This window comes from Rheinheimera lutimaris, assembly GCF_013283795.1.
Lineage (GTDB): Bacteria > Pseudomonadota > Gammaproteobacteria > Enterobacterales > Alteromonadaceae > Alishewanella > Alishewanella lutimaris.
The window spans coordinates 170,631-196,680 of record NZ_JABSOD010000001.1 but is presented as its reverse complement, the minus strand read 5'-3'; the positions used below and the strand labels follow the sequence as shown (position 1 = coordinate 196,680).

Below are 26,050 nucleotides of genomic sequence, written 5' to 3'. Positions count from 1 at the left end.
CACTATGAGTATTAAAAAAGTCGTTTTAGCCTATTCCGGCGGTCTGGACACTTCGGCCATAGTGCCCTGGTTAAAAGATAACTATAACTGCGAAGTTATCGCTTTTGTTGCCAACGTTGGCCAGGGTGATGAAGAGCTGGCCGGTGTCGAGCAAAAAGCCATTAACTCCGGTGCCAGTAGCTGTCATGTTGTCGATTTACGCGAAGAGTTAGTCAAAGAAGTGATTTACCCGACGCTGAAAACCGGCGCCGTGTATGAAGGCCAGTATTTGCTGGGTACCTCTATGGCCCGGCCGGTGATTGCACGCGCTCAGGTAAAATTAGCGCTGGAGCTGGGCGCCGATGCCTTGTGTCACGGTTGTACCGGTAAAGGTAATGATCAGGTACGCTTTGAGGGTGCCTTTGCCGCGCTGGCACCGCAGTTAACCGTTATAGCACCGTGGCGCGAGTGGCAGTTTAATTCACGCCAGTCGCTGCTGGATTATTTAGCGGAGAAAAAAGTACCGACTACGGCGTCTGCCACCAAAATATACAGCCGCGATGCTAACTTATGGCATATCTCGCACGAAGGCGGCGAGCTGGAGAATCCCTGGTGTGAGCCGTCAGATCAGGTGTGGATGTGGACCAAGTCACCGGAGCAGGCGCCGGATCATGCAGCCTATGTTGAGCTGAGCTTTGATAATGGCGAGCTGAGCAAAATTAACGGCCATGCCGTTGCGCCGGTAGCAGCGATTGAATTGTTAAACGAAATCGGCTCTGAGCATGGTATTGGCAGGATTGATATCGTCGAGAACCGTTTAGTGGGTATGAAATCGCGCGGCTGTTATGAAACACCGGGCGGCACCATTTTAATGGCCGCGTTAAAAGGCTTAGAAGCACTGGTATATGACCGTACTTCACTGAAATACCGCGAAGAAGTCGGCCAGGAGTTTGCCCAACTGGTATACGACGGCCGCTGGTTTACCCCGCTTAAAGATGCGCTGTTGGCGGCTGCCACTTCGCTGGCTGAGCAATTAACCGGTGATGTGGTGATTAAGCTGTACAAAGGTAATGTTACCGTAGCCAAACGTCGCTCGCCCAACTCACTGTACTCTGAAGCTTTTGCCACCTTTGAGGGCGATGAAGTGTACAACCAGAAAGATGCTGCCGGCTTTATTCGTTTGTACAGCCTGGCCAGCCGTATTCGTGCGCTGCATCAGCAACAAAAGGGTTAATTATTATGGCAATGTGGGGCGGACGTTTTCAGGAAGCAACCCTGGCTGAGTTTCGCGAGTTTAACGACTCGCTAAGCTTTGATTATCTGCTGGCACAACAGGATATTCAGGCCTCGCGTGCCTGGGCACAGCAGTTAGCTCATGCCGGTATTATCAGTAGCGATGAAGCTGGGCAGCTGGATGCCGGCTTAGCCGATTTAGCGGTGGCAATTGAAGCCGATGCTAAGCTGCCGCTGCAAACCAGCGAGGAAGATATTCACAGCTGGGTAGAGGCGCAGTTAACGGCTAAATTGGGTGCGGTGGCGAAGAAGCTGCACACCGGCCGCAGCCGCAATGATTTAGTCGCTACGGACTTGCGCTTATGGAGCAAACTGAATGCACAAAGTGTGCGTCAGTCATTACTGGGTGCCATTGCCGCCTTGTTAACCTTTGCCGATAAAGCCGGAACCGCGGTAATGCCTGGTTTTACTCACTTGCAGCGGGCACAGCCGGTATTAGTCGCACATTGGGCGCTGGCTTATGTTGAGATGTTTAAGCGCGATGTCAGTCGCTTAGATGATGCTTTAGTGCGCTTAGATGTCTGCCCGCTCGGTTGTGGTGCCTTAGCCGGCACCGGGGTGGCGGTTGATCGTGAACAACTGGCGCAGCGTCTCGGTTTTGCCAGCGCCGCGCTGAATAGCCTGGATGCCGTGTCAGACCGGGACTACGTAGTGGAGCTATCTGCTGCGGCCAGCATCTGTATGACGCATTTATCGCGCTTATCTGAGGATGTTATTTTCTTTTGCTCCGGCGAAGCGGGCTTTTTCAAACTGGGCGATGCGATAAGTTCGGGCTCATCGCTAATGCCGCAAAAGAAAAACCCCGATGTATTCGAGTTGCTGCGCGGTAAAACCGGCCGTGTGCTGGGCCATCTGGTCGCTATTTTACACGTGTTAAAAGGCTTGCCGCTGGCGTACAACAAAGATATGCAGGAAGACAAACAGGGCTTTTTTGACCTGATGGCTACCTGGCAGCAATCTTTGCTGGTATTGGCCACGGTACTTCCGCACTTAAGTGTCAACGAGGCGCAGTGTCGTCTGGCGGCTGAGCTCGGCTACAGCAACGCCACTGACTTAGCCGATTACTTAGTTAGTAAAGGCATGCCGTTTCGTGATGCGCACGAGGTAGTAGGTGAGCTGGTGGTGCATGCGGCGAAGCAACAGTTGGCGCTGGAAGCGTTACCATTGGCTGAGTTACAGCAATTCAGTGAATTAATTGGCGACGATGTTTATCCGGCATTGCAACTGGAAGCCGGTTTGCAAAAGCGCACCGCGCTCGGTGGTACAGCACCACAGCAAGTGCAGGCAGCATTAGCGAGTGCTAAACAGTGGTTTGAGCAGGCGTAGCAGCACAATCTGGCTGACAATAAAGCCCGCGTCGCGGGCTTTTTTTAAAATAGCTCTATCTCTTCTTCATCTGTTTTCTTGTCACGGCTTTTATCGAAGCTTATCTGCTGGACATCTGTGCCGGCATATTGAGTTGGTTCGGTGCCCGGCTTGAAATACTCAAAATCACTGGTGTGATCATTACTTCGGCTTAACAAACCACTCTTTAAATCGATACGCACAGATGCCAGTCCTACCGGTGGTGGGGTTTGCTGCTCTGCCACATCTTGCAGGGCCGTTTGCATATAGCTTAACCAGGCCGGCAGTGCGGTGCGGGCGCCGGATTCTGCACCAGCGCTTTGTTGTTGCCCCATATTAGCATGCCACTGTGCTCTACCGAGGCTGCGGTTGGAGTCGTCAAAGCCAACCCAGACAGTAACAGCCAGATCAGGTGTAAAGCCGGAGAACCAGGTATCTTTGGAATCATTAGTTGTGCCTGTTTTAGCTGAGATATCACGCCGCTTCAGGCTCTGCACCCGCCATGCTGTACCGTTCCAACCGGTACCCCGTTGCCAGTCTCCTCCGCCCCAAACACTGCTTTTTAAGGCATCGGCAATCAGGAAGCTGTTTTGTTCTGAAATAACGTGCTCCGCGATGGGCGCAGCTGTGCTCTCTGTAACAATAGCGTTGTTCCGGTCAGCTGCGGCATCAGTTTCCAGGGTGTTAAACAAGTCGTTTAATAGGGCTTCATTATCGATTGCAGTTTCAGCCTTTGTTTCTGTTTCTGCCAGACAGTCGCGACAGGCTACAGCAGGTTGATGTTGATAAAGTTCTACCCCATCCTCATCCAGGATCTTATCGATAACATAAGGCGTGACCAGATAACCGCCGTTGGCAAAAGTAGCGTAGCCGGTAACCAGCTCCAGTGGTGTTAGGGATGCTGAACCCAGTGATAGGGTTTCATTACGCGGTAGATCTGACGCGGCAAAACCAAACTTTTGTAAATGGCGGATGGTATTATCGACACCGACACCGCGTAATAAGCGCACCGACACCACATTCTTAGATTTTGCCAGTGCTTCGCGAATACGGATCGGTCCGTCGTATACTGCCGGAGAGTTTTTTGGACGCCAGGCAATTCCGGCGTTGTCGTCCCACTGATGGATAGGAGCATCGTTCATTATCGATGCCAGCGTATAGCCATGTTCCAGTGCCGCTGAATATATAAATGGCTTAATATTAGAGCCGACCTGACGTTTAGCCTGGGTGGCACGGTTAAACTGGCTTTGGCTGAAACTGTAACCACCAATCAAAGAGCGTATTGCGCCATTATGTGGATCGATAGCAACAATAGCACTGCTGGGCAGGGGCACCTGACTTAAACGCCATTTTTCATCTGACTTTCGCACAAGTATATGCATGCCGGGCGCTAAAATACTGTAAGCCGTTTTCGGTGCCACTCCCTGACGTTCATCAGAGATAAAACTTCTTGCCCATTTCAGGCCATCCCACTCCAACGTGACTTGCTGACCGCCGGCCAACATAATATCAGCGCTTTGTGCACTAACGGCGGTAACGACGGCTGAGTGCAAGTCTTCTATGCCGGATTGTTGGTCCAGATAGGCCTGAATATCGGCCGGGCTCAAAGGATCTGTTTCTTGATACACCGCTTCAGCATCTGCTGCTTCGGTCAGTTCTGCCGGCCACAATTGGGCAACAGGCCCACGGTAGCCGTGGCGTTCGTCATAGTTATACAAATTTTGCTGCAGGGCGATTTTAGCTGCCGCCTGCTGTTTGCTTTGTATCGTGGTAAAAACCTGTAGCCCGGCGGAATAGGCGGTTTCTTCTCCAAAACGGGCGACCATCTCCTGACGCACCATTTCAGCTATATAAGGTGCTGATGCGGTGATCTGCGCGCCATGTAAACGGCTGGTAACTGGTGCGGCTATCGCTTGTTGGTAAGTTGCTTTATCAATAACGCCGGTGTCCAGCATCCGGCCAAGCACAACATTGCGTCGTGCTCTGGCATTGCTGGCAGAGCGCACTGGGTTCAGTGCTGACGGTGCTTTAGGCAAGCCGGCAATAATGGCTATTTCGTCTACTGTCAGCTCATGCACAGTTTTACCAAAGTACACCTGAGCGGCGGCGCCAACACCAAAAGACCGTTGTCCCAGTTCTATCTTGTTCAGATAAAGCTCTAAGATCTGATCTTTGCTTAACAGCTGCTCGATATGAAAGGCAAGAAATATCTCTTTGACTTTTCTGGCTATTTTCTTTTCACGGCTTAAGAAAAAATTACGTGCCAGTTGCTGCGTAATAGTACTGGCACCCTGACTGAAGTCACCGGAAGAGGCCACGACTGTGACAGCGCGAAAAATGCCGATAATATCTATACCCGGATGCTCGTAAAACCTTGTATCTTCAACTGCCAGAAATGCTTGTACTAACAAAGGAGGCATTTCTTCCAGTTTTAGCGGAATACGGCGCTTTTCTCCAAATTGCGAAATAAGTTCACCGTCAGCGGTAAACACCTGCATCGGAGTCTGCAACCTGACGTCTGACAAGGTAGTGACGTCAGGAAGATCGTCTTTGAGATAGAAATAGATCCCTGCGATCGTCATGATACCAAACAGGATCATGCTCAGACTGAGAATTAAAAGTTTTTTAACCCAAGACACTGAATAGCCCCAATTTTTACTCCCAATTCCGTTACAACGCTGCTAGTATATATTTATTAGCTTTAGATTAAACGCTTTTTCTTGCCAAAAATTAGCGACTGAGCTAACAATGAGACAATAATCATAACTATAAATTGGCCGCAGGAAGCTATGATAAATCGCCTGTTCAGTAAACAAACACCGATGATGGTGGGCATCGATGTCGGTGCGCACTCCGTCAAGGCTGTGTTGTTAAGTCAACACAACGGCGTGTGTAAAGTAGAAGCATTTGCCGTTGAGCCAATGATAAAAGGTGCTATGGCTGATCGAGAGATCCAGGATATAGAAGCCGTGGGGAATGTGTTGAGCAAGATCCGTAAAAAGATCCCGCGCTCAGTAAAATTTGCCGCCACTGCTGTATCCGGATCGACTGTTATCAGTAAAGTGATCTTTATGGATGTGTCCTTAACTGATGCTGAACTTGAAAGTCAGATAGAAGTTGAAGCCGATACCCTTATTCCTTATCCGTTAAATGAAGTCAGTCTTGATTTCGAGAAACTCGATGTTAACGAGTCAGACCCCTCCAAGGTTAACGTCCTGCTTAGCGCGGCACGCACCGAAAGTATCGAAGCCCGCGTAGCAGCTTTGGACAACGGAGGCTTTAATGCCAAAGTCGTCGATATAGAGAGCTATTCGCTTAGTCGTGCTGCTGAGCTGTGTTTGAAGCAATTGCCGGATGACGCTGCGAAAAAAGTTGTTGCGATGGTCGATATCGGTGCAACAATGACATTGCTCAGCATTATCGAGAATGGCAAAACGCTGTATACACGGGACCAGGTTTTTGGCGGTGATCAATACACCCGCAGTATTCTGTCTTATTACAATAAGAGTTATGAAGAAGCTGAGTTAGCCAAGGTAACGGGCGATTTGCCGCCTAACTATACTTTTGAGGTGTTGGCACCGTTTCAGACGATGCTATTGCAGCAAGTACGCCGTGGTATACAAATGTATCTAACCAGCAGTGGTAAAGATGCGGTTGACTACCTGATTATCTCTGGTGGTACTGCGTTAATTGACGGCATTGATAAGCTGTTGATTGATGAGCTGGGTATTCATACTGTGGTTGCAAATCCATTTAAGTCAATGGAAGTCGCTACGTCAGTTGACCGTGAGCAGTTAAACCGTCACGCGTCACAATTAATGGTTGCCAGCGGTTTGGCGTTAAGGAGCTTTTCGTCATGGCATATATAAACCTGTTGCCGTGGCGCGATGCAGCGCGAAAAGAACGGCAAAAACAATATCTTACTGTATTAACTGCTACTGCGATGTTTAGCTTTCTTCTCGTGTTTCTGATTAATATGGTTTATAGCGCCAGAATTGATGGCCAAACGCAGCGAAATCGTTTTTTAGAAAATGAAATCAAAGTGTTAGATCAGCGAATAGCTGAAATACGCAACCTGAACGATACCAAAAAAAGTTTACAACAGCGTATGTCATTGATCTCGCAGTTGCAGGGCAGTCGTAATTTAGGCACACAAATTATGGATGAAATTGCCAGTGCCGTGCCGGCTGGTGTTTATCTTACTCAGTTAGAAAAGAAAGGTACTTCGCTGTTGCTGATTGGCAAAAGCGAGTCGAATAACCGCTTATCCAACATGCTACGTGAAGCAGAAGACTCTGACTTGTTGTCGTCGCCTTATCTGGAATTTATCGAAGCCGGTAAGGACTCGGTCAGTTTGCTGAGCAATTTTAAAATGCATTTGACGGTAAAAGGCTATGAAGATGTGCAGAGCAGTAACACTCCGGCGACCGGCAAGCCTGGTAACGGAGGCGCTAAATGAGCCTGAATATTAACCTGTCCGAAATCGACATTAATGACCTCGATTTAGAAAATATGGGGTCGTGGCCTGTTGCTGCCAAATTCGTTTTTGCAGTAATTCTGGCGGTTTTGGTGTCGGTGCTAAGTTATTTCTTATTGGTTGACAGTAAGCTTGATGAGCTGGCTGCTGCGCAAAATAAAGAAGTCGAATTGCGTCAGATTTACCGAACCAAGTATGCTGCTGCAGTTAACCTCGACTTGTACAAACAGCAGATGCTTGAAATGGAACAAACCTTCTCTTTCTTGCTGAAACAGTTGCCTACCACGCATGAAACCCCCGGTTTGCTGGACGATATTACTTATGTGGGCACCACAAGCGGCTTAATCTTTATTCGTATTAACTGGGAGCCGGAGATTGAGAAAGAGTTCTACACCGAACTGCCGATTAAAATTGAGGTAATTGGTGATTATCATCAGTTTGGTAACTTTGTCAGTGAAGTCGCCAAATTACCACGTATTGTCAGTTTGCACGACTTCTCTATCCAAACAGAAAAAGATGAACGTCTGCGTTTTAATGTAGTGGCAAAAACCTACCGTTATAAGGAGGTTCAGCCATGATCAAGCGTTTATCAATAGTTGCCTTGACCTTGCTAATGACTGGTTGCTTTGATGACTTAAGCGAAGTGCAGAACCATATCGCTGAAGTTAAAGCCAATACCCGTGCCAGAGTAGAACCATTGCCGGAAGTGCAGGAGTTTGTGCATATAGCTTACCGGTCTCAGGATGCTCGCAGTCCTTTTTCTGCGCCAAGACCTGAAGCGATTCAGGATAAATTTCTGCAGGTACAGGACTGTTTGCATCCTGACCCGCGGCGCAGAAAAGAACCTTTGGAAAAGTATGCGCTGGATAATTTAAAGATGCGCGGTACTTTGGGCGATATAGGTAATATCTGGGCATTAATTGAGGCATCTGATAAAACCCTGCATAAAGTAACCCTGAGCAACCATGTAGGATTGTTTCATGGGCGCGTGATAAATGTTGAGCCGACTCATATAGAGTTGCTTGAGCTTATTCCCGATGGTGCCGGTTGCTGGAAAGAACGGACGACCATGTTGCAAATGGCTGATGCGTCAGCAGTAGCAAGTAATTGACAGGTATGCGAGTAAATCATGGATAAAATAATCAAAACAATGTCTGGCACAATCCAGCGCACTTTACTGTGCTTTGCAGCCTTTATGCTACTTTCATTGCCGGCGGCTGCTGTGCCGCTGTTATATGATGTACGGTATAACCCTCTGTTAACCGGTGAGACAGAAATCGAGTTTATCTTCGATGAAGAACTCTATGCTGACCCCAGCATCCAGGTGTTTAACGAACCGGCACGAATAGAGTTATTTTTCGACGAATCTGATTACGAAGAAAAACTGAAAGAAGTGCTGATAGATAAAGCAGGCGTGAAGCGCGTGACCTCTGAGTTTGTCGATGATGGTTTCAGAACAGTGATTTACCTGGATTATCTGAAAATATACCGTACGCGGGTAAAGGGTAATGTATTTTATATTCACATTTCAGATAACCCGACAGCTGATCAGATCGGTCAGGCTGCAGATGTTAAGCCAACCTACATCAACCGTGTTAATGCAATAGATTTCCGTCGAGGTGACAAAGGTGAAGGCCGGGTCCTGATTTTCCTGCGCGATAATACGGCTGCGGTAGATGTTGCAGAGCGCTTGGGTAAACTCGAAGTTGAGTTTCACAATACCGATATATTAGAAGAATTACTCTATCAACTGGATGTGGTTGATTTCGGCACCATCGTCAAAGGCATTGAAACCTTTAAAGATGGCTCATCAACCCGTTTGGTCATTGATACTACGGCAGAATTTACTTTCACTTATCAGCAAATCGATAATATTTTCACGCTGAATGTTGAACGTGATACCACTAACCGCAGTATTTTGGGCGGCGGTAAAGAATATAAAGGCCGTGCTATATCACTTAATTTCCAGGATATCGCCGTGCGCACAGTGTTGCAGATTATTGCCGACTATAACGGCTTTAACCTGGTGACCAGTGACTCTGTCACCGGTAATATTACTTTGCGTTTAGATGGCACGCCATGGGACCAGGCACTGGACATAGTGCTGCGTGTTAAAGGTTTGGATAAGCGCATGGAAGGTAATATTCTGATGGTTGCGCCGACAGATGAATTGGCAGCTCGCGAAGCCCGTGAGTTGGAAGCCAAACAAACTGTTGCAGACTTAGAGCCGTTGTATTCAGACTTTTTGTCAATTAACTATGCTAAGGCTGCCGATATCGCCGGCTTGCTAAGTAATAAAGACGCTACGTTGCTGTCTTCACGTGGCTCCGTTAACGTTGATGAGCGCACTAATACTATTTTGATAAAAGATACTGCAGTCAACATTGAAAGTGTGCGTAAGCTTGTTGAGCGTTTGGATATACCGGTACGTCAGGTCTTAATCGAATCACGTATGGTTACAGTACGCGATAGTGTTACTGATGAGTTGGGTATTCGTTGGGGTTTCAGTGACCAACAAAGCAGCAGCAGTTCTAATCAAGGTACCTCAGGCTCTGCCGGTGGCGCCAATACTATCGCCAACGGCAGCATTCCATCATTAGATGATCGCTGGAACGTTAATTTACCGGCCAGCAATCCGGCAGGTAGTATCGCTTTCCATATTGCGCGCTTAGCTGACGGTACCCTGTTAGATCTGGAGTTGTCTGCGCTGGAGCAGGAAAACAAAGGCGAAATCATTGCCAGCCCGCGCATTACTACAGCAAACCAGAAAGAAGCGCGTATCGAGCAAGGTGTAGAAATACCTTATGTGCAGGCTGCGTCCAGTGGCGCCACTACGGTAGAGTTTAAAAAGGCAGTGTTAAGCCTTACTGTTACACCGCAAATTACACCTGATAATAAGATTATTCTTGATCTGGTAATTACGCAAAACACCCGTGGTGAAACAGTACAAACGCCGACGGGTCCGGCAACAGCTATAGATACGCAGCAAATACAAACTCAGGTATTGGTTGATAATGGCGAAACCATTGTGTTAGGTGGTATTTATCAACAGCAAATCTTGTCTACTGTAAACAAAGTACCGTTATTTGGCGATATTCCTTATTTGGGCGTCTTGTTTAGATCAACCCGTGAGATAAACGAAAAGAACGAATTGCTGATTTTCGTTACACCGAAAATCATTACCGACGGTCTGTAATCTGTTTTTGTCAGCGCCGCAGACATTACTGCGGCGCTGATGCGTTTGAGAATTAGCTTGCCAACAAAAGGCTATTCCTGACATAATTCAGCGCTTCAAATTTTCGTGGGAGCCTTTTGGTCCTTGAATTCAACTTTTCACTGAGTTAGCTGATTAGTAATACGACTTATGGCAGAAAAACGTAATATCTTCCTCGTTGGCCCTATGGGTGCCGGAAAAAGCACAATTGGACGTCACTTAGCAGACATGCTTCATCTGGAATTCTACGATTCAGATCAGGAAATCGAACGCCGCACCGGTGCCGATATTGCCTGGGTATTTGATCTGGAAGGTGAAGAAGGCTTCCGTGTGCGTGAAGAAAATGTCATTCAGGACCTGACAGAGTTGCAGGGCATTGTGCTTGCGACAGGCGGCGGCTCAGTATTGAGCAAGGAAACCCGTAACCGGTTATCCGCTCGGGGCATAGTAGTTTACCTGGAAACGCCTATCGAAAAGCAGGTAGCCCGCACTCAGCGTGATAAACGCCGGCCGTTATTACAGACAGAAGAGGCGCCAAAAGAGGTGCTGGAAAGATTGGCTGAAGAACGTAATCCACTGTATGCTGAAATTGCTGACTTTACTGTACGTACAGATGAGCAAAGTGCACGCGCTGTTGCCAGCCAAATTATCGATAAATTGGGTTTCTAGTTTATAGCTATCGGGGAGCTGCTGATGCAAAAAGTTGAGGTGCAACTTGGCGAACGCAGCTACAGCATTTATATTTCAGACAATTTTAACGGACTTGATGCTGGCATAGCAGCTTGCAAGCAAGTCGTCATTGTATCCAATCCTACTGTGGCTGCGTTATATCTTTCGCAGGCTCAGGCGTTGTTCAGTGCTGCTAATGTGCAGCATTTTCTGTTACCCGACGGTGAAGCATTTAAAACGCTCAGCTCTTTTGAGCAAGTGCTGAGCTTTCTGCTGGAACAACGTATGTCGCGTGATGTGCTGTTAGTTGCATTAGGTGGCGGCGTTATCGGCGATTTGACCGGGTTTGTAGCAGCTTGTTACCAACGCGGTGTGAGTTTTTTGCAAATTCCTACCACTTTGTTATCTCAGGTCGATTCTTCAGTTGGCGGCAAAACTGCGGTAAATCACCCACTGGGTAAAAACATGATCGGCGCTTTTAAGCAACCGGTGCAGGTTTTAATCAATACAGCTGTACTGGCCAGTTTACCGTCGCGTGAATTTGCCGCAGGTATGGCTGAAGTGATTAAGTATGCGTTGATCAGTGATGCCGGGTTTTTTCGCTGGTTACAGCAACACCAGCAACTTATTCAACAACTTGACCCCGACACATTGGCACAAATGATCCAACATTGTTGCCGGATGAAAGCTGATATCGTCAGCCGTGATGAAACCGAGCAGGGCGAGCGGGCGCTATTAAACCTGGGTCATACGTTTGGCCACGCAATAGAGGCACACCTGGGCTATGGTGAATGGCTGCATGGAGAAGCCGTGGCTGCCGGCATGGTCATGGCATCTGAGTTAGCGGTATCCCGTGGCTGGCTTACAACCACAGAGCTTGAAGAGACCAAGGCATTACTGCGTGCTTTTAGTTTGCCTGTTACTGCGCCGGAAAACATGCGCATCACTGATTTTTTGCCTTATATGAAAACCGATAAAAAAGTTAAGCACGGCACTATGCGGTTTGTTCTGCCAACAGCATTTTGCCAATCAGCGGTAGTTGACGACGTAACTGAAACGGAACTGACAGAGGTGTTTGGCCATGGATACAACTGAGCTACAGACAAAACTGGCATCGCTTAACCACCTTACACCGTCGCAGCATGAGTGGCTGCAGCGCTTGCTATTTCAACTGGCATTTAACGACAGTACGCAAATCCATGCTACCGGAGCTGAAGGCAGTGGTAAGTCGACGCTGGCAATGGCTGTGGCAGAGTTGTTCTCCGGACAGTATAACGTCGCTATGCTAAACCCGCCGGCTGATGACGTTAAAGCACAGCAGCAGTTGATGCAACAATGGTTTGGTAACGTCTGGCAAGCAGATATGCCATTAGCTGCCCAAATTGGTGTGCAGTCGTCGTCACTGCCATTACTGCTTATTATTGATGACGCAGAGCGTTTTTCTGCCACGCTGTTGCAGCAAGTTGCTGCGTTGCCGTGCGTGCTGTTTTGTTTCTCTGCAAATAAAGTTGCTGATGAAGGGCTCGTGTTAACCTTAGGTCAAATAACCACGGCAGATGCCGAGTATCTGTTGCAGCAAGAAAACCTTAATAGTATAGAAATAGCGCAGCGCCTTGCTTCGGCTGACGGCAACCTGCACAAGCTAATGCACGCGCCGCTTGATATGGAAGCTGCTGATTCTACCGACAGCAAGCCGCAGCGATTTCGTGTATCCGCAAAGCAGTCAGTCGCTGCTGTTGCCGGATTACTGATTATTGCAATGTTGGCATTTATGTTATGGCCGCAGCCGCAGAAAAAAGCTGTAAGGATACCGGTTAGCAAGCCGGTTGAAACATTAGTGCAGCAAGCGGAGCTCCCGGTTGTCGCAGATATTAAAGCGGCTGAAGCAGAAAGTGTCGCACAAATAATGCAGCCAACATCAGAAGAGCTTATGGCAACGGATACTGTAGAGCCGGATAGTGTTTCTCCTGATCACAATGCCACTGACATAGCAGAGACTGAGATAGCTGAGGATATTCAGATTAGCACCCCTGCAGCCTACCCGGAGCTTGTAACAGAACCGGAGCCGGTAGCAGACTATCTGTTTGACGAACAGCAATTGCTGTTAATAGATAAACAACAGGTTGCCCTGCAATTGGCAGTGCTGTCCAGTGATGCTGCATTGCAGCGCTTTAAACTGGCTTATCCGCAGCTGCAGACATTAACTTACCAGCGCAGTTGGCAGGGAAAAATGCAATTAGTACTGCTGTTGGCGCCATTTAGCGACGCTGCAGCGGCTAAAGCTGAGCGGGATAAACTGCCCGAAGCATTGCGTGCTACCGGACCTTTTGTTAAAACCATACAGTCGATACAGGCGGAAGTGAAAGCTCAGCAACGCAGCCGGCAGAACGCCGGTACGGAATAGCGTCTGATGCAGCTATCGAAGCGGAAAAGCCGGGCATTCTTAAAGTGGGCCGGCGGCAAATACAATTTGGTTGATGCAATAAGCCGGCATTTACCTGACAGCGAGTTATTGATAGAGCCATTTGTTGGTGCCGGCTCGGTGTTCTTAAATACGGATTTTCCCCGTTACCAGCTAAATGACATAAATGCAGATTTAATCAGCTTGTATCAGCTGATTAAATCGCAGTCGGAACGCTTTATTGCCGATGCCCGCGATTTGTTTACGCCGCTAACCAATCAGCGTGACTGTTATCTGAATTTCCGTCAGCAGTTTAATCAAAGCAGCGATGCCTATGAGCGGGCACAGCTGTTTTTGTATTTAAATCGCCATGGCTACAATGGGCTGTGTCGCTATAATTTATCCGGCAAGTTTAACGTGCCTTTTGGCAGTTATAAAAAGCCGTATTTTCCGGAAGCCGAGCTGTATTTTTTTGCTGAGAAAGCACAGCGTGCTCTGTTTAGCTGTAGCGGATATCAGCAAGTTATACAAAATGCTGAAGCCGGAGCAGTGATCTATTGTGACCCGCCTTATGTGCCGTTAAGCAAAACTGCCAGCTTCACCGGTTATGCGCGCGAGGGGTTTACCCTGGACGATCAGGCGCAGTTGGCGAATTTAGCTGAGCAGGCGCAGCGGCGGGGTATTGCTGTGGTGATCAGTAATCACGATACAACCTGGACGCGGAAAATTTATCAACCGGCAGCATTACACAGCTTGCAAGTAGGCAGGTCGATTAGTCAGAAAGGCGCAAGCCGTGGCAAAGTGGCAGAATTGTTTGCAGTGTACTTGCCTAAGACAAGACCCATCTCACCACAAGTAATAGTATTACCACAAAAAGCAGGGTGAAGATGACACCGGCAATAATGTAAGGTAGCGGGCTGCCGGCCGAAAAATCCTGCTGACGTTGTTGTTCAGACTGCACACCGGCGAAAGCACCCAGCACCGCTTTAATAACCTGTAATATGCCAGGTTTTTGCGGCGTCGAAACTTTATTTTCGTTTTTACTGCCGGATGGCATCAGGGTTTTTGTGCCGGACTTAACCTGCTGAGTAACTCCAGCAAGTCAACGAAATGAAATTGTGTGGAACGGCTCTTGCCCTGGAACCAGCTTACCCAACTACGCTCCGTTGTTTTGTAACACTCTTCAATAGCGGAGGGGGTTGATAGCGACTGACATTGCGGATGGGAAGTAATTGAAGGCAGTACAATAGTAACAGCGCCGACAATGAGCGCAGCTGAAATAAACGCGGCTTTATAATAACTGGTAAATTTCATGTTAAATCCGTTTGCTCTTCAAAACGCTCTGATGATAAAACATTGGCGTTGCCGATACAAGTCGATTATTAATTAACCATACTTCAGCATGAAATTATATTTAGCTGCCGACACTATATAGCCATGTCGGCAGCTTGTTTTATATTAAAAGCTTTTTGAAATGGAGAAAACAACCCGGCTGTCTGCAAGGTAGGAACCATCAACGTCAGTATCAACATAAGCCAGGCTTAAACCTGCGCCCATTACTTCTGTGCTGACACCAACACTCCAGTCCAGATAGCTGGCACTGCTGTCATCATATTCATTTTGGCCTACATGCAAGTCCAGGCTCAGGTTTTCCATCAGTGCGTAGCTGTAATTGGCATAAAGATAAAAGAAATCGCCGCTGTTTAGGTAGTAATCATCGCTATAGGCTAAACCGAAAGTAAGGTCTTTATATGACAAAGAGCCATAGACTTCCCAGAAGTTTGAACCGGGGGTAGCGGTATTTGGATAGCCGTAGCGCATAATACCGACGTCAGTTGACCAATCGTCGTTAATGGCGCCGCTCCAGCCCAGCATCACGTCCAGCTCTAAAGTGCCTTCCGCCAAAAAGTCGACGTTTGAGCCCCAAACTGAAACATAAAAACCGGACTCGTCGGTAAGTGATAAGCCTCCTTGTAAGGCCGGAGCCTCTTCGGTTTGTGATATGCCGCGAAACGCATAGTCCGAAGCAAAGGTAATATCGCCGCTTAACTCTGCTGCTGAAGCTGTAATGCTGCTGACAGACAGACCCAATAAAACTATGCTTGATGCCAGTGTTGTCACTTTTGCTGCTTTTATCATTTTCGTCACCCTTTTTTATGTTCCCTCAACAGAAGGTTCCAATATATATGCCATGAAATTTTTTTTGATTATTTTCATGCATATAGCAATTTTTAGTTTTAATGAGATTAAGCGATTGTGCTGAAATGGTGCGCTATTGCTTTTTTTTTGTGCACCTTGACGCAGTCATCAGCAGGTGCAATTTTCAGGCAAATTCAGTACAGTTTGCGCACGAGAATTTAACGGAATAACAGTATGCAACCTTATCTGATTGCACCGTCCATTTTGTCTGCTGATTTTGCCCGGCTGGGTGATGACGTAGCAGCTGTACTGCAGGCAGGGGCTGATGTGGTGCACTTCGATGTGATGGATAACCATTATGTGCCTAATCTGACCATGGGGCCTATGGTGTGCAAAGCGCTGAGAAACTATGGCATTACCGCGCCGATAGATGTGCATTTAATGGTTGAACCGGTAGATAGCCTGATACCACAGTTTGCAGAGGCTGGTGCCAGCATTATTACGTTTCACCCCGAGGCGTCACGCCATATTGACCGAACCCTGCAATTAATTAAAAGCCATGGCTGTCAGGCCGGATTAGTGTTTAACCCCGGCACCCCGCTGAGTTACCTGGATTATGTATTAGATAAAGTGGATGTTGTGCTGCTGATGTCGGTAAATCCGGGCTTTGGCGGGCAAAAGTTTATTCCGGCTACGTTGAATAAGTTAGCAGCCGCACGCAAAATTATCGATAACAGCGGTTTGCCAATCCGGCTGGAAATTGATGGCGGCGTTAATGTGGATAATATCGCAGATATTGCGGCTGCCGGCGCCGATATGTTTGTCGCCGGGTCGGCAATATTTAATGCAGCAGATTACACGGATGCCATAAATAAGATGCGGCAACAGTTAGCAAAAGTGCCGCGTTAAGCGGCTTTTTTACTGTTGTGCCGCGCTGATATGGTTATAATGCAGCTCTTTGACCGGCAATGACCGGCAAGCCTTTATCAATAAGCTTTTAAGTGGATACCGTTATGAGCAATAAGCCAATTGTGCTAAGTGGTGCACAACCGTCCGGACAACTTACCATAGGTAACTATCTGGGGGCGCTGCGCCAGTGGGACAAAATGCAGGATGACTATGATTGCTTGTACTGTATTGTTGATTTACACGCCATAACGGTGCGTCAGGAACCCGCCGCGCTGCGGAGTGCCTCGTTGGACAGTTTGGCGCTGTATCTGGCCTGTGGCATCGATCCAAAGCGCTCTGCCGTGTTTATGCAGTCGCACGTGCCGGAACACAGCCAGCTGGCCTGGGTACTGAACTGCTACACCCAGTTTGGTGAGCTAAGCCGGATGACGCAGTTTAAAGATAAATCTGAGCGCCATACGCACAACGTTAACGCTGGCTTGTTTACTTACCCGGTATTGATGGCTGCGGATATTTTATTGTATCAGGCGAATCAAATTCCGGTGGGGCATGATCAAAAGCAGCATTTAGAATTGGCCCGTGATGTAGCAACACGCTTTAACGCGGTGCACGGCGACATTTTTACTGTACCGGAGCCGTTTATTCCGCCGGTAGCCGCACGGGTAATGAGTTTGCAAGACCCAACGAAGAAGATGTCTAAGTCGGATGAAAACCCATGGAATTTTGTCGGGTTGCTCGAAGATCCGAAAATGATTAGCAAGAAGTTTAAAAAGGCGATGACAGATTCAGAAGACCCGCCACGGGTGCGCTTTGATCTCGACGCTAAGCCTGGCGTAGCGAATCTGCTGAGTATTTTAAGCGGTGTAACCGGCAAGGGCATCGCTGCGTTAGAGGCGGAGTACGAAGGTAAAATGTACGGCCATTTAAAAGGCGATGTTGCTGATGCGGTCATTGCTTTGCTGGAGCCGGTACAGAAAACCTTTACCGAGTTGCGCGCTGATCAAACGACCTTAACCACAGTAATGCGTGCCGGAGCAGAAAAAGCCCGTTCGCGCGCCGCAGCGACACTGGCAAAAGTGAATGATGCTGTGGGTTTTGTGCTGCCATAATGTTGCTAAGGGGGCTTAGATTATGGGTTTTTCTGCATTAATAAGATAGGACATATATTATTGTAGTAGTATTGGCACAGTTAAGCGGTTACGGTTGATAGTACAGGTGTGAGCAAGGGGAAACTGAATGGCTGCAGGCAGAAATCGTCCGCAAAGTATCCATGGTTGGGTGGCCGAAGAGCTGGGAACCCGTATTGTTAGTGGGGTTTATACGCCGGGTGAATATATTCCGAACGAAGCTGCCATTGGTGCAGAACTGGATGTATCGCGCACCGCGCTGCGTGAAGCCTTTAAAATTCTCACTGCCAAAGGCTTAATTGAGGCGCGCCCCAAGCTGGGCACCCGCGTGCGGCCGCGGCAGTATTGGAATATGTTCGATACCGAAATACTCAGTTGGTGTTTTGAGTCTAAGCCTACGCCAAAGTTTTTTGTCTCCTTGTTTGAAGTACGGGAAATTTTTGAACCGGCCTCTGCAGAGCTGGCTGCGAAAAACAGCACTGCTGAGCAGATAAAATTGCTGGCTAAAGCTTATAAAGATATGGAAAAAGCTAAACTGGGCACTGATGAAGTATTCTCCAGCGATCTGAATTTCCACCTCTGTGTGCTGAATGCCACTAACAATGAATTTATGATTTCGCTGGGCATGACCATCCAAACGGCGTTGATGGGGTTATTCCGTCTGAGTAGTTCAATTGGTGATGAATATACCGAAGCGCTGCCGGCGCACAAAGCGGTGTATGAGGCAATAGCAGCAGGTGATGCGCAAGGCGCCAAACAAGCCATGTCGCGTTTACTCAGCCGATCAAAAGAAAACCTCGATTACGCCCTGACCAATTTTACCGGCAGCGGCGCATAAAACACTAAGCTATACGCTAAAAATAAGCAGTAAACCAACTGTTGTTAACTACACTTTTGGCTTACTGTTTTGCCATCTCTGCGCTACAGTTACAGCGCTTTAACCTGCACATTGGTATCACTATCGACAGCCAGCGTATTTTGCAGTGGCTGGCCAAATGGCGCTGCGCCAATTTCAAACACATCACCGGCCTGCGTTTCAAAGCCATCACCAAAGCTTAAAGTTGCGGTGCCAAAGAAATGCACATGGGCATCGCCCGGGCGGCAGAACTGGCGGTATTTAAAATGGTGCGCTTCAAGGTTGGCAATGCTGTGCGACATATTCTGCTCGCCGCTGACAAAAGGTTTTTGCCACACCGTTTCGCCGTTACGGATAATCCGTGAGTGGCCACGTATATCAGCCGGTAGCTCGCCTACCAGCAGCTCAGGACCAAAAGAGCACGGCCGCAGTTTCGAATGCGCCAGATACAGGTAGTTCTGCCGCTCGGTTTTATGATCAGAAAACTCATTACCAATAGCAAAGCCAAGCCGGTACGGTTGGCCATCTGGGCCAATCAGGTACAAACCGGCAATTTCCGGCTCTTCGCCGCCATCTAATGCAAACGCAGGGGAGGTTAACGCTGCCCCTGGTGCGACAACTATGCTGCCATCGCCTTTATAGAACCATTCCGGCTGCACGCCTTGCTGGCCAGCTACAGGCTTGCCGCCTTCGACTCCCAGCTTAAACATTCTCATGGTATCGGTCAGCTCAGAGTCGGCTTTGCCGGATGTTTGCGCATGCATAGTGGCGCGGGTGTCGGCGCTGCCTAAGTGGGTCAGGCCGGTGCCTGTTACCAGCATATGGGCGGCATCGTTCGGATGATCATAGGGTGGCAGCAAGCGTTGTTGCTGAATAATGTCGGTATAGCTAAACGTGGTGTCGCTTTTAAGAGCCAGACTTTGCTGTTGCAATGACAGTTGGTTAGTCAGCGCCAGCTGTGCCAACTGATAAACCGAACTAACGCTACTCAGCACTGTAACGCTGTCGGCTGAATTAACAATAGCTACAGCGCGCTGTTTGTCTGATGTATAAAACTGAATAAGACGCATGGTGTTCCTCTTATTACAAAAAATAGTACAGAAAAGCCGGCCGCGACATATTAGCCTGCGGCTGGCAAATAAGTTATTTCACCGCTTCGGTGATACCTTCGGATGTCATAATGATGCGTTTAATGCTGCCATCTTCGTTGTAGTACAGTGGGTCTATCGCCACCGCACGGCGAAATTCCCCGCCGTCAGGTTGCGATGCGCCGGTGTGGTAGATAAAGAACCATTTATCTTTAAACTCAATAATCGACTGATGGTTAGTTGGCGAGTTGCCCGCCACTTCGTTCAGAATGCCGCGATACTGCCAGGGGCCATGAATACTTTTGCTGGTGGCATAAGCAATTTTTTCCGGGAAGCCGGAAGCATAGGAAAGATAGTAAATGTCGCCACGTTTATGCATCCACAAGGCTTCAGTAAAATCGGGTATATCGATGGTGTTAATCGGGCCATCAAGCTCAATCATATTGTCTTTCAATTTGGCGTAGCGTGCTTTGGTGTTACCCCAAAACAGATAAAACTGGCCGTCATCGTCGGTAAACACGGCCGGGTCTATATCGTCCCAGTCAATCTCGGTGTCGGTGGTCATATCATTGGTAATAAGTGCCTTGCCTAGCGCATCTTTAAACGGCCCCAGTGGGTTGTCGGCTACTGCAACGCCAATAGCAAAGCCATTAATAGTGGCGTGGCGCACGGTAACAAACCAATAAAACTTGCCGCTTTTTTCAATCACATGTGAGGCCCAGGCATCGCCTTTGGCCCATTTAAAGTCTTTGGTGCTGAGTTTAGGGCCATGGCGCTGCCAGTTCAGCATATCGGTCGATGAAAACACCAGCCAGTCATGCATGACGAAAAAGCCTTTATTGTCTGGCGCTTCATCATGGCCGGTGTACAGGTATACGGTGTCGTTGTGCACTATCGCCGCAGGATCAGCGGTGCGTATGTCTTTAAAAATCGGGTTGGCGTTTACAGCCATTGCCCAGCTTAAGCCCAGTAGCAGTAGTAGTATTTTCATAAGTCCCCTGTCTATATTTGTAATTGCCATATTTGAATTATAGTATTACTAATTAGCTGCTTTGACAGCTGTTTTACCCCATTGGCACGCTGCCGATTTTGCTGCCGGAGAAAAAAATCACTTGTAACCTTTCCAAGGTTTTAGTATTAGTAATACAATAATATTAAATTAAGCTATTGCGAGATGCAACCATGGCAGATAACGACGACAAAAAGAGTGGCAACAAGACAGTATTACGCTCAGCAAGCTGGTTCGGCACTAATGACAAAAATGGTTTTATGTACCGTAGTTGGATGAAGAATCAGGGTATTCCGGATCACCACTTTCAGGGCAGGCCAGTTATCGGTGTGTGTAATACCTGGTCAGAGTTAACGCCGTGCAATGCCCATTTTCGTGAAATTGCCGAGCGGGTAAAAAATGGTATTCGTGAAGCAGGTGGTATTCCGGTTGAATTTCCGGTGTTTTCCAATGGCGAGTCGAATTTACGCCCTACTGCAATGTTAACCCGCAACCTGGCGGCGATGGATACTGAAGAGTCTATCCGCGGTAACCCGATAGACGGTGTAGTGCTGCTGGTGGGCTGTGATAAAACCACCCCGGCATTACTGATGGGGGCTGCCAGCTGTGATTTGCCCACTATTGTGGTTACCGGCGGCCCGATGTTAAATGGTAAACATAAAGGCCAGGATGTTGGCTCCGGCACTTTGGTGTGGCGCATGCACGAAGATTTAAAAGCCGGCAATATTGATATGAACGAGTTTTTAAGCGCCGAAGCCGGTATGTCGCGCTCTGCCGGTACCTGTAATACCATGGGTACTGCCTCTACCATGGCCTGTATGGCGGAATCGCTCGGTACCAGCCTGCCGCATAATGCGGCTATTCCGGCAGTGGATTCACGCCGCTACGTGCTGGCGCATTTGTCCGGTATGCGCATTGTTGAGATGGTGCATGAAGATTTGCGCCTGTCGAAAATTCTGACCAAAGAAGCGTTTTTAAATGCTATCCGCACCAATGCGGCTATCGGGGGGTCAACCAATGCCGTGATCCATTTAAAAGCTATCGCCGGGCGCATCGGCGTGGACTTAAGCCTGGATGACTGGGAGCATGGCCGCGGTGTGCCCACCATTGTGAATTTACAGCCATCCGGCAAATATCTGATGGAAGAGTTTTATTACGCCGGTGGCTTACCGGCCGTGCATCGCCGGCTGGGTGAGCTGGGCGTGCTGACCAAAGACGCGCTGACGGTAAACGGCAAAACTATCTGGGACAACGTTAAAGACGCGCAGTGTCATAACGATGATGTCATTCGCCCGCTGGATAACCCGCTGGTGGCTAACGGCGGCATTTGCATTTTGCGCGGTAATCTGGCGCCACGTGGCGCAGTATTAAAGCCTTCTGCTGCCAGCCCGCACCTGATGAAGCACCGGGGTAAAGCGGTAGTATTTGAAAATTTCGATCAATACAAAGCACGCATTAACGACCCTGAGCTGGATATCGACGAAAACAGCGTAATGGTATTGAAAAACTGTGGCCCCAAAGGCTACCCCGGCATGGCCGAAGTTGGCAATATGGGCCTGCCGCCAAAAGTGCTGAAAAAAGGCATTAAAGATATGGTGCGTATTTCCGATGCGCGAATGAGTGGTACTGCCTTTGGTACAGTAGTGCTGCATGTCACACCCGAAGCGATGGAACTGGGCCCGCTGGCCGCCGTGCAGGAAGGCGATTACATTCAGCTGGATGCCGAAAATGGCCTGCTGCAACTGGAAGTGTCGGACGCTGAACTGGCGGCACGGCTGGAAAAACTAAAATCCACCCAGGTCATTCTGCGAACCGGCGGTTATATGGAAATGTACCGCGAGCGCGTGCTGCAGGCCGATGAAGGCTGCGACTTTGACTTTCTGGTGGGCTGTCGCGGTGCAGCGGTGCCGGCACATTCGCATTAAACATAATAAAAACGGCGCCTGCTACAGCAGGCGGTTAAACAGGGTTAGCTATGAAGTTAAGTAACAATTATCCCAGCTTGCGGGATAAAACCGTATTTATCTCCGGTGGTGGTTCCGGCATTGGTGCTTGCCTGGTGGAGGCATTTTATCGCCAGGGCGCCAAAGTGGCGTTTGTCGATATCCTCGAAGCAGAATCCCAGGCGTTGGTTAGCCATTTACAGGCATTAGCGGATGAAAACCGCCAACATGGTGCAGTGCGCTTTTACCCTTGCGATCTGACTAATATCGAGCGCTTAAAGCAGATTATCGGCCAGACTGAGCAGGATTTAGGGGCTATTGCCGTACTTATTAATAATGCGGCTAGTGACACCCGGCATAACTTTTTGGATGTAACAGAGGAGTACTGGGATCAGCGCATGCAAATTAACCTGCGCCATCAGTTTTTTGCTATTCAGGCAGTGTATCCGCAGATGAAACAACTGGGCGGAGGTTCAATTATTAACCTTGGCTCGATGAGCTGGTATGAAAGCCAGGGCGGCATGCCCGGTTATACCAGTGCCAAAGCTGCCGTACTGGGGTTAACCCGGGGTTTAGCTCGGGATCTAGGCCCGGATAAAATCCGCGTTAATACGTTAACACCAGGCTGGGTAATGACCGAGCGCCAGTTAACCCACTGGGTGACACCGGAAACTGCTCTGGATATCGAGAAAAACCAGTGCTTGAAAGACAGCGTGATGCCGGAAGATGTCGCGGCTATGGCACTGTTTCTCGCCTCTGATGACAGCAAGCTTTGCACAGCTCAGAACTTTATTGTAGACGGCGGCTGGATTTAACCAGCTGCGCTAACTTAACAGGACCAAGATTATGCGTATTACCGGCAAACAACTGATTAACGGCCAATGGCTGGCAGGTGAAGCAGGGCAATATCAGGCCGTTAACCCGGCAACCGGCGAAAAAATCGCGCCGTTATTAAGCTATGCCAGCAAGGCGCAAGTGACGGCGGCTGTAGATGCCGCAGAAGCCGCGGCGCCGCTGTATGCCAACACCAGTGCGGCAGAGCGGGCCGGGTTTTTACAGCGCTGCGCGGAAGAAGTAATGGCGTTGGGGGACGAGCTAATTGAACGGGTAATGCAGGAAACCGGCTATCCGCGTGGCCGGGTTGAAGGTGAGCGTGGTCGTATTTGCCATCAGCTGCGCTTGTTTGCCAGCTCCATTCGCACTGGCGATTATCTTGATATCCGCATTGATACGGCACTACCGGAGCGTCAGCCATTACCACGGCCTGATATCCGCTTTATGAACCAGCCGCTGGGGCCGGTAGTGGTATTTGGTGCCAGTAATTTTCCGCTGGCGTTTTCTGTCGCCGGTGGCGATACCGCAGCTGCCCTGGCAGCAGGTTGCCCGGTGTTGGTAAAAGGCCATAATTCGCACCCTGGCAGCTGTGAGTTAGTAGCGCAGGCGCTGGATAACGCGGTAAAAGCCTGTGGTTTACCCGCTGGAGTATTCTCTTTATTAATGGGCTCGGGCCGGGAAATTGGCTCTGAGCTGGTAGTAGCTCCAGCCGTGAAGGCCGTCGGTTTTACCGGCTCACTGGCCGGCGGTATGGCGCTGTTCAAACTGGCCAATAACCGGCCGGAGCCGATACCGGTATTCGCCGAGATGGGCAGTGTCAACCCGGTGGTATTTCTGCCCCAGGCGCTACAGCAATCAGGCGCAGCATTAGCCCAAGGCTATGTGGCCTCGTTAACCCTGGGCTGCGGCCAGTTTTGTGTTAACCCCGGCGTAGCCGTGGCAATAGCGGGGCCAGAGCTGGACAGCTTTATGCAAAGCGCGGCTGAAGCACTAGCGAAAACACCGGCCGGCGTAATGTTGAATGACAATATTGCCGATGCCTACAATAAAGGTGTGGCTGAGCTGGCATCACAGCCAGGCGTGAGTATCGCCGGTAGTGGCGCAGCCGTTACTGCAGAGCAGGGCTTTTATACTCAGGCGCAGTTATTTAAAGTGGCTGCGACTACCTTTCTGGCGAACCCTCATTTACAGGAAGAAGTGTTTGGCCACACCTCGGTGGTAGTGGTCTGTGACGATAACGATCAGTTGCTCCAGGTAGTGAGTAGCCTTAAAGGCCAGCTAACCGGCACTATTCACTGCACAGAGCCGGAATTGGCCGGGCAAAGTAAACTGGTGCAGTTGCTGCGCAGCAAAGTTGGCCGGTTGGTGATTAATAACTTCCCGACCGGGGTGGAAGTGTGCGATGCAATGATGCATGGCGGACCTTTCCCGGCAGCGACCGATGCCCGTTTTACTTCGGTAGGTACAGCGTCAATTGCCCGTTTTATCCGGCCAATATGTTTCCAGAACTACCCACAGGCACTGTTACCGCAAGAGCTGCAAGATAGCAATCCGCTGCAAATCTCACGGCTAGTCAATGGTGAGCGCACTGTCGCTGCAGTAGAAACCGCGGTTGCGAGCGCCAGCTAATGGCAGCGGCAATGTTAGTCAGTAGCCGTGAGCTGGCGCATCCTGCGCTGGCACAACCGGTGCAGCTGATCACGCTGGATAATGGTAATGGCTTAACAGCTACGCTGTCGACTCTGGGGGCTGGCATCTGGTCAGTTACCCAGCTGGATGAAAGTGGTATAGCAGCCGAACTGGTGCTGAATTATCAGGACCCGGCACAGTGGGCAGTAAATCCGTACTATTTTGGCGTCACCATTGGCCGGGTGGCTAACCGAATTGCTGCTGCGGCGTTTGAGCTTGATGGCAAGCAGGTCAAGCTTGCCGCCAACGAGGGCGCCAACCAGCTGCATGGCGGGCCAGAAGGGCTTGGCAGTCGCTTCTGGCAATACCGTACTGAGCAAGAGGCCGACAGCGTGGCGGTGATCTTCAGCTGCCAAAGTGCCGATGGTGATCAGGGCTACCCCGGTAATGTGGCGCTGGAAGTTTGCTACCGGCTGAACCGCGATAACGAGCTTAGCATCGACTATTACGCCACTACCGATAAGCTTACGCCGCTATCGTTAACTAACCATTGTTACTGGAATCTGGCGGCGAAACCCGGTGCTGATGTGCTGGGGCATACGTTAGGGCTTAACGCCGGCTATACCTTACAGGTAGATGAGCAGTTAGTACCTAACGGTAACTTGCTGGCGGTGGCTGGTACGGCCTTTGATTTTCAGCAGGCCAAAACTATCGGCCGCGATATAGCGCAACTTACTAATGGCTATGATCATTTTTTTGTGCTGAACGATTTTGCGCAAAGCCATGCCAAGAGACAGCAGCCACAGCTGGCGGCGGTGCTATCTGATCCGGCCTCAGGCCGGGTGATGGACATTCTGACCACTGAGGCCGGTATGCAGTTTTACAGTGGCAATTTTCTCGATGGCAGCCTGAACGGCGCCGATGGGTTGCCGCTTACCAAATTTGCCGGGCTGTGCCTGGAAACACATGCTTACCCTAATGCCGTTAATCTGCCGCAGTTTCCATCGATTTTAATTACACCGGCGCAGCCCTACCGGCAGCGCACTATTCATCGTTTTTATACACAGAGGATAAGCTAAACCGCCAAGCGCGATAGCAACGGGGCACAGACCCCGCATCGCATAATTTATAAAACTGCC

Annotated in this window: 24 protein-coding genes; 18 read left to right on the top strand and 6 right to left on the bottom strand. The window is 49.2% G+C overall.

All coding sequences use genetic code 11. The annotated features are described in order from the left end of the window. Window positions 1-4 precede the first annotated feature (4 nt). Both HRH59_RS00875 and argH read left to right on the top strand, forming a co-directional pair. A complete protein-coding gene (locus HRH59_RS00875) occupies window positions 5-1,213 on the top strand; it encodes an argininosuccinate synthase (RefSeq protein WP_173499378.1) in 1,209 nt (402 codons plus the stop codon). Window positions 1,214-1,218: 5 nt separating this feature from the next. Further along, entirely contained in the window at window positions 1,219-2,598 is a 1,380-nt protein-coding gene (gene argH / locus HRH59_RS00870) for an argininosuccinate lyase (RefSeq protein ID WP_173499377.1), read from the top strand. 44 nt (window positions 2,599-2,642) lie between these two features. Here the strand turns inward: argH and HRH59_RS00865 are convergent, their stop codons facing one another. After that, entirely contained in the window at window positions 2,643-5,198 is a 2,556-nt protein-coding gene (locus tag HRH59_RS00865) for a penicillin-binding protein 1A (RefSeq protein WP_231702358.1), read from the bottom strand. 207 nt (window positions 5,199-5,405) lie between these two features. Between HRH59_RS00865 and HRH59_RS00860 the strand changes: the two genes are divergently transcribed. From HRH59_RS00860 to HRH59_RS00820, 9 genes are all read left to right on the top strand, one after another. Beyond that, the gene (locus HRH59_RS00860) at window positions 5,406-6,485 is read left to right on the top strand and encodes a pilus assembly protein PilM (protein ID WP_173499376.1); all 1,080 of its coding nucleotides are present in this window, start codon (window positions 5,406-5,408) and stop codon (window positions 6,483-6,485) included. Continuing rightward, window positions 6,473-7,075, top strand: coding sequence for a PilN domain-containing protein (locus HRH59_RS00855; protein WP_173499375.1), 603 nt, complete (start codon window positions 6,473-6,475; stop codon window positions 7,073-7,075). Before HRH59_RS00860 ends, HRH59_RS00855 begins: the two co-directional genes overlap by 13 nt. Further along, window positions 7,072-7,671: a type IV pilus inner membrane component PilO gene (locus HRH59_RS00850; RefSeq protein ID WP_173499374.1), complete on the top strand. Its 600-nt coding sequence runs from the start codon at window positions 7,072-7,074 to the stop codon at window positions 7,669-7,671. The genes HRH59_RS00855 and HRH59_RS00850 overlap by 4 nt, the downstream gene beginning before the upstream one ends. Beyond that, window positions 7,668-8,204, top strand: a complete 537-nt coding sequence (locus tag HRH59_RS00845) for a pilus assembly protein PilP (protein ID WP_173499373.1) — start codon at window positions 7,668-7,670, stop codon at window positions 8,202-8,204. The genes HRH59_RS00850 and HRH59_RS00845 overlap by 4 nt, the downstream gene beginning before the upstream one ends. Before the next feature lie 84 nt (window positions 8,205-8,288). After that, complete coding sequence (locus tag HRH59_RS00840; protein WP_231702357.1) at window positions 8,289-10,289, top strand: type IV pilus secretin PilQ; 2,001 nt, start codon at window positions 8,289-8,291, stop codon at window positions 10,287-10,289. 168 nt (window positions 10,290-10,457) lie between these two features. Continuing rightward, a complete protein-coding gene (gene aroK, locus HRH59_RS00835) occupies window positions 10,458-10,976 on the top strand; it encodes a shikimate kinase AroK (RefSeq protein ID WP_173499371.1) in 519 nt (172 codons plus the stop codon). A gap of 24 nt (window positions 10,977-11,000) precedes the next feature. Beyond that, window positions 11,001-12,071 (top strand): 3-dehydroquinate synthase, encoded by a 1,071-nt coding sequence (gene aroB, locus HRH59_RS00830; protein WP_173499370.1) that lies wholly within the window; start codon window positions 11,001-11,003, stop codon window positions 12,069-12,071. Beyond that, window positions 12,058-13,380 (top strand): hypothetical protein, encoded by a 1,323-nt coding sequence (locus HRH59_RS00825; protein ID WP_173499369.1) that lies wholly within the window; start codon window positions 12,058-12,060, stop codon window positions 13,378-13,380. Before aroB ends, HRH59_RS00825 begins: the two co-directional genes overlap by 14 nt. Window positions 13,381-13,386: 6 nt before the next feature. After that, the gene (locus HRH59_RS00820) at window positions 13,387-14,262 is read left to right on the top strand and encodes a Dam family site-specific DNA-(adenine-N6)-methyltransferase (RefSeq protein ID WP_173499368.1); all 876 of its coding nucleotides are present in this window, start codon (window positions 13,387-13,389) and stop codon (window positions 14,260-14,262) included. On the opposite strand, the gene HRH59_RS00815 is transcribed toward HRH59_RS00820, so the two are convergent. From HRH59_RS00815 to HRH59_RS00805, 3 genes are all read right to left on the bottom strand, one after another. Then, window positions 14,207-14,434 (bottom strand): DUF2970 domain-containing protein, encoded by a 228-nt coding sequence (locus tag HRH59_RS00815; protein ID WP_173499367.1) that lies wholly within the window; start codon window positions 14,432-14,434, stop codon window positions 14,207-14,209. The two genes, HRH59_RS00820 and HRH59_RS00815, sit on opposite strands and share 56 nt — an antisense overlap. Continuing rightward, window positions 14,434-14,691: a hypothetical protein gene (locus HRH59_RS00810; RefSeq protein WP_218573433.1), complete on the bottom strand. Its 258-nt coding sequence runs from the start codon at window positions 14,689-14,691 to the stop codon at window positions 14,434-14,436. The genes HRH59_RS00815 and HRH59_RS00810 overlap by 1 nt, the downstream gene beginning before the upstream one ends. Window positions 14,692-14,835: 144 nt before the next feature. Beyond that, a complete protein-coding gene (locus HRH59_RS00805) occupies window positions 14,836-15,516 on the bottom strand; it encodes a TorF family putative porin (protein WP_173499366.1) in 681 nt (226 codons plus the stop codon). Window positions 15,517-15,750: 234 nt separating this feature from the next. On the opposite strand from HRH59_RS00805, the gene rpe reads away from it, so the two are divergent. From rpe to HRH59_RS00790, 3 genes are all read left to right on the top strand, one after another. Continuing rightward, window positions 15,751-16,425 carry a ribulose-phosphate 3-epimerase gene (gene rpe, locus HRH59_RS00800; protein ID WP_173499365.1) on the top strand — a complete coding sequence of 225 codons (675 nt, stop codon included), beginning with the start codon at window positions 15,751-15,753 and terminating at the stop codon, window positions 16,423-16,425. Between the two features lie 104 nt (window positions 16,426-16,529). Beyond that, window positions 16,530-17,534, top strand: coding sequence for a tryptophan--tRNA ligase (trpS, locus tag HRH59_RS00795; protein ID WP_173499364.1), 1,005 nt, complete (start codon window positions 16,530-16,532; stop codon window positions 17,532-17,534). 127 nt (window positions 17,535-17,661) lie between these two features. Next, window positions 17,662-18,390: a FadR/GntR family transcriptional regulator gene (locus HRH59_RS00790; protein ID WP_068232836.1), complete on the top strand. Its 729-nt coding sequence runs from the start codon at window positions 17,662-17,664 to the stop codon at window positions 18,388-18,390. An 89-nt stretch (window positions 18,391-18,479) separates the two neighbouring features. Here the strand turns inward: HRH59_RS00790 and araD1 are convergent, their stop codons facing one another. Next, window positions 18,480-19,478 carry an AraD1 family protein gene (araD1, locus tag HRH59_RS00785; protein ID WP_173499363.1) on the bottom strand — a complete coding sequence of 333 codons (999 nt, stop codon included), beginning with the start codon at window positions 19,476-19,478 and terminating at the stop codon, window positions 18,480-18,482. Window positions 19,479-19,551: 73 nt separating this feature from the next. Beyond that, the gene (locus HRH59_RS00780) at window positions 19,552-20,487 is read right to left on the bottom strand and encodes a glycoside hydrolase family 43 protein (RefSeq protein ID WP_173499362.1); all 936 of its coding nucleotides are present in this window, start codon (window positions 20,485-20,487) and stop codon (window positions 19,552-19,554) included. A gap of 191 nt (window positions 20,488-20,678) precedes the next feature. On the opposite strand from HRH59_RS00780, the gene HRH59_RS00775 reads away from it, so the two are divergent. The 4 genes from HRH59_RS00775 to HRH59_RS00760 are packed head-to-tail and all read left to right on the top strand — an operon-like array spanning window position 20,679 to window position 25,990. Beyond that, window positions 20,679-22,430 (top strand): IlvD/Edd family dehydratase, encoded by a 1,752-nt coding sequence (locus tag HRH59_RS00775; RefSeq protein ID WP_173499361.1) that lies wholly within the window; start codon window positions 20,679-20,681, stop codon window positions 22,428-22,430. Window positions 22,431-22,480: 50 nt separating this feature from the next. Then, on the top strand, window positions 22,481-23,263 hold the full coding sequence (locus HRH59_RS00770) for an SDR family NAD(P)-dependent oxidoreductase (protein ID WP_173499360.1): 783 nt from the start codon (window positions 22,481-22,483) through the stop codon (window positions 23,261-23,263). Window positions 23,264-23,294: 31 nt separating this feature from the next. Then, window positions 23,295-24,911 (top strand): aldehyde dehydrogenase (NADP(+)), encoded by a 1,617-nt coding sequence (locus tag HRH59_RS00765; protein ID WP_173499359.1) that lies wholly within the window; start codon window positions 23,295-23,297, stop codon window positions 24,909-24,911. Then, window positions 24,911-25,990 (top strand): aldose epimerase family protein, encoded by a 1,080-nt coding sequence (locus tag HRH59_RS00760; protein ID WP_173499358.1) that lies wholly within the window; start codon window positions 24,911-24,913, stop codon window positions 25,988-25,990. The genes HRH59_RS00765 and HRH59_RS00760 overlap by 1 nt, the downstream gene beginning before the upstream one ends. Window positions 25,991-26,050 lie beyond the last annotated feature (60 nt).

Coding starts and splice junctions, on each gene's coding strand:
- HRH59_RS00775 (WP_173499361.1), top strand. CDS start 20,679: ATGGCAGATAACGACGACAAAAAGAGTGGCAACAAGACAGTATTACGC.
- HRH59_RS00765 (WP_173499359.1), top strand. CDS start 23,295: ATGCGTATTACCGGCAAACAACTGATTAACGGCCAATGGCTGGCAGGT.
- HRH59_RS00760 (WP_173499358.1), top strand. CDS start 24,911: ATGGCAGCGGCAATGTTAGTCAGTAGCCGTGAGCTGGCGCATCCTGCG.
- HRH59_RS00825 (WP_173499369.1), top strand. CDS start 12,058: ATGGATACAACTGAGCTACAGACAAAACTGGCATCGCTTAACCACCTT.
- HRH59_RS00805 (WP_173499366.1), bottom strand. CDS start 15,516: ATGATAAAAGCAGCAAAAGTGACAACACTGGCATCAAGCATAGTTTTA.
- trpS (WP_173499364.1), top strand. CDS start 16,530: ATGAGCAATAAGCCAATTGTGCTAAGTGGTGCACAACCGTCCGGACAA.
- HRH59_RS00860 (WP_173499376.1), top strand. CDS start 5,406: ATGATAAATCGCCTGTTCAGTAAACAAACACCGATGATGGTGGGCATC.
- HRH59_RS00815 (WP_173499367.1), bottom strand. CDS start 14,434: ATGCCATCCGGCAGTAAAAACGAAAATAAAGTTTCGACGCCGCAAAAA.
- HRH59_RS00865 (WP_231702358.1), bottom strand. CDS start 5,198: ATGACGATCGCAGGGATCTATTTCTATCTCAAAGACGATCTTCCTGAC.
- aroB (WP_173499370.1), top strand. CDS start 11,001: ATGCAAAAAGTTGAGGTGCAACTTGGCGAACGCAGCTACAGCATTTAT.
- HRH59_RS00855 (WP_173499375.1), top strand. CDS start 6,473: ATGGCATATATAAACCTGTTGCCGTGGCGCGATGCAGCGCGAAAAGAA.
- HRH59_RS00810 (WP_218573433.1), bottom strand. CDS start 14,691: ATGAAATTTACCAGTTATTATAAAGCCGCGTTTATTTCAGCTGCGCTC.
- HRH59_RS00845 (WP_173499373.1), top strand. CDS start 7,668: ATGATCAAGCGTTTATCAATAGTTGCCTTGACCTTGCTAATGACTGGT.
- HRH59_RS00875 (WP_173499378.1), top strand. CDS start 5: ATGAGTATTAAAAAAGTCGTTTTAGCCTATTCCGGCGGTCTGGACACT.
- HRH59_RS00770 (WP_173499360.1), top strand. CDS start 22,481: ATGAAGTTAAGTAACAATTATCCCAGCTTGCGGGATAAAACCGTATTT.
- rpe (WP_173499365.1), top strand. CDS start 15,751: ATGCAACCTTATCTGATTGCACCGTCCATTTTGTCTGCTGATTTTGCC.
- HRH59_RS00780 (WP_173499362.1), bottom strand. CDS start 20,487: ATGAAAATACTACTACTGCTACTGGGCTTAAGCTGGGCAATGGCTGTA.
- HRH59_RS00820 (WP_173499368.1), top strand. CDS start 13,387: ATGCAGCTATCGAAGCGGAAAAGCCGGGCATTCTTAAAGTGGGCCGGC.
- HRH59_RS00850 (WP_173499374.1), top strand. CDS start 7,072: ATGAGCCTGAATATTAACCTGTCCGAAATCGACATTAATGACCTCGAT.
- HRH59_RS00790 (WP_068232836.1), top strand. CDS start 17,662: ATGGCTGCAGGCAGAAATCGTCCGCAAAGTATCCATGGTTGGGTGGCC.
- araD1 (WP_173499363.1), bottom strand. CDS start 19,478: ATGCGTCTTATTCAGTTTTATACATCAGACAAACAGCGCGCTGTAGCT.
- aroK (WP_173499371.1), top strand. CDS start 10,458: ATGGCAGAAAAACGTAATATCTTCCTCGTTGGCCCTATGGGTGCCGGA.
- argH (WP_173499377.1), top strand. CDS start 1,219: ATGGCAATGTGGGGCGGACGTTTTCAGGAAGCAACCCTGGCTGAGTTT.
- HRH59_RS00840 (WP_231702357.1), top strand. CDS start 8,289: ATGCTACTTTCATTGCCGGCGGCTGCTGTGCCGCTGTTATATGATGTA.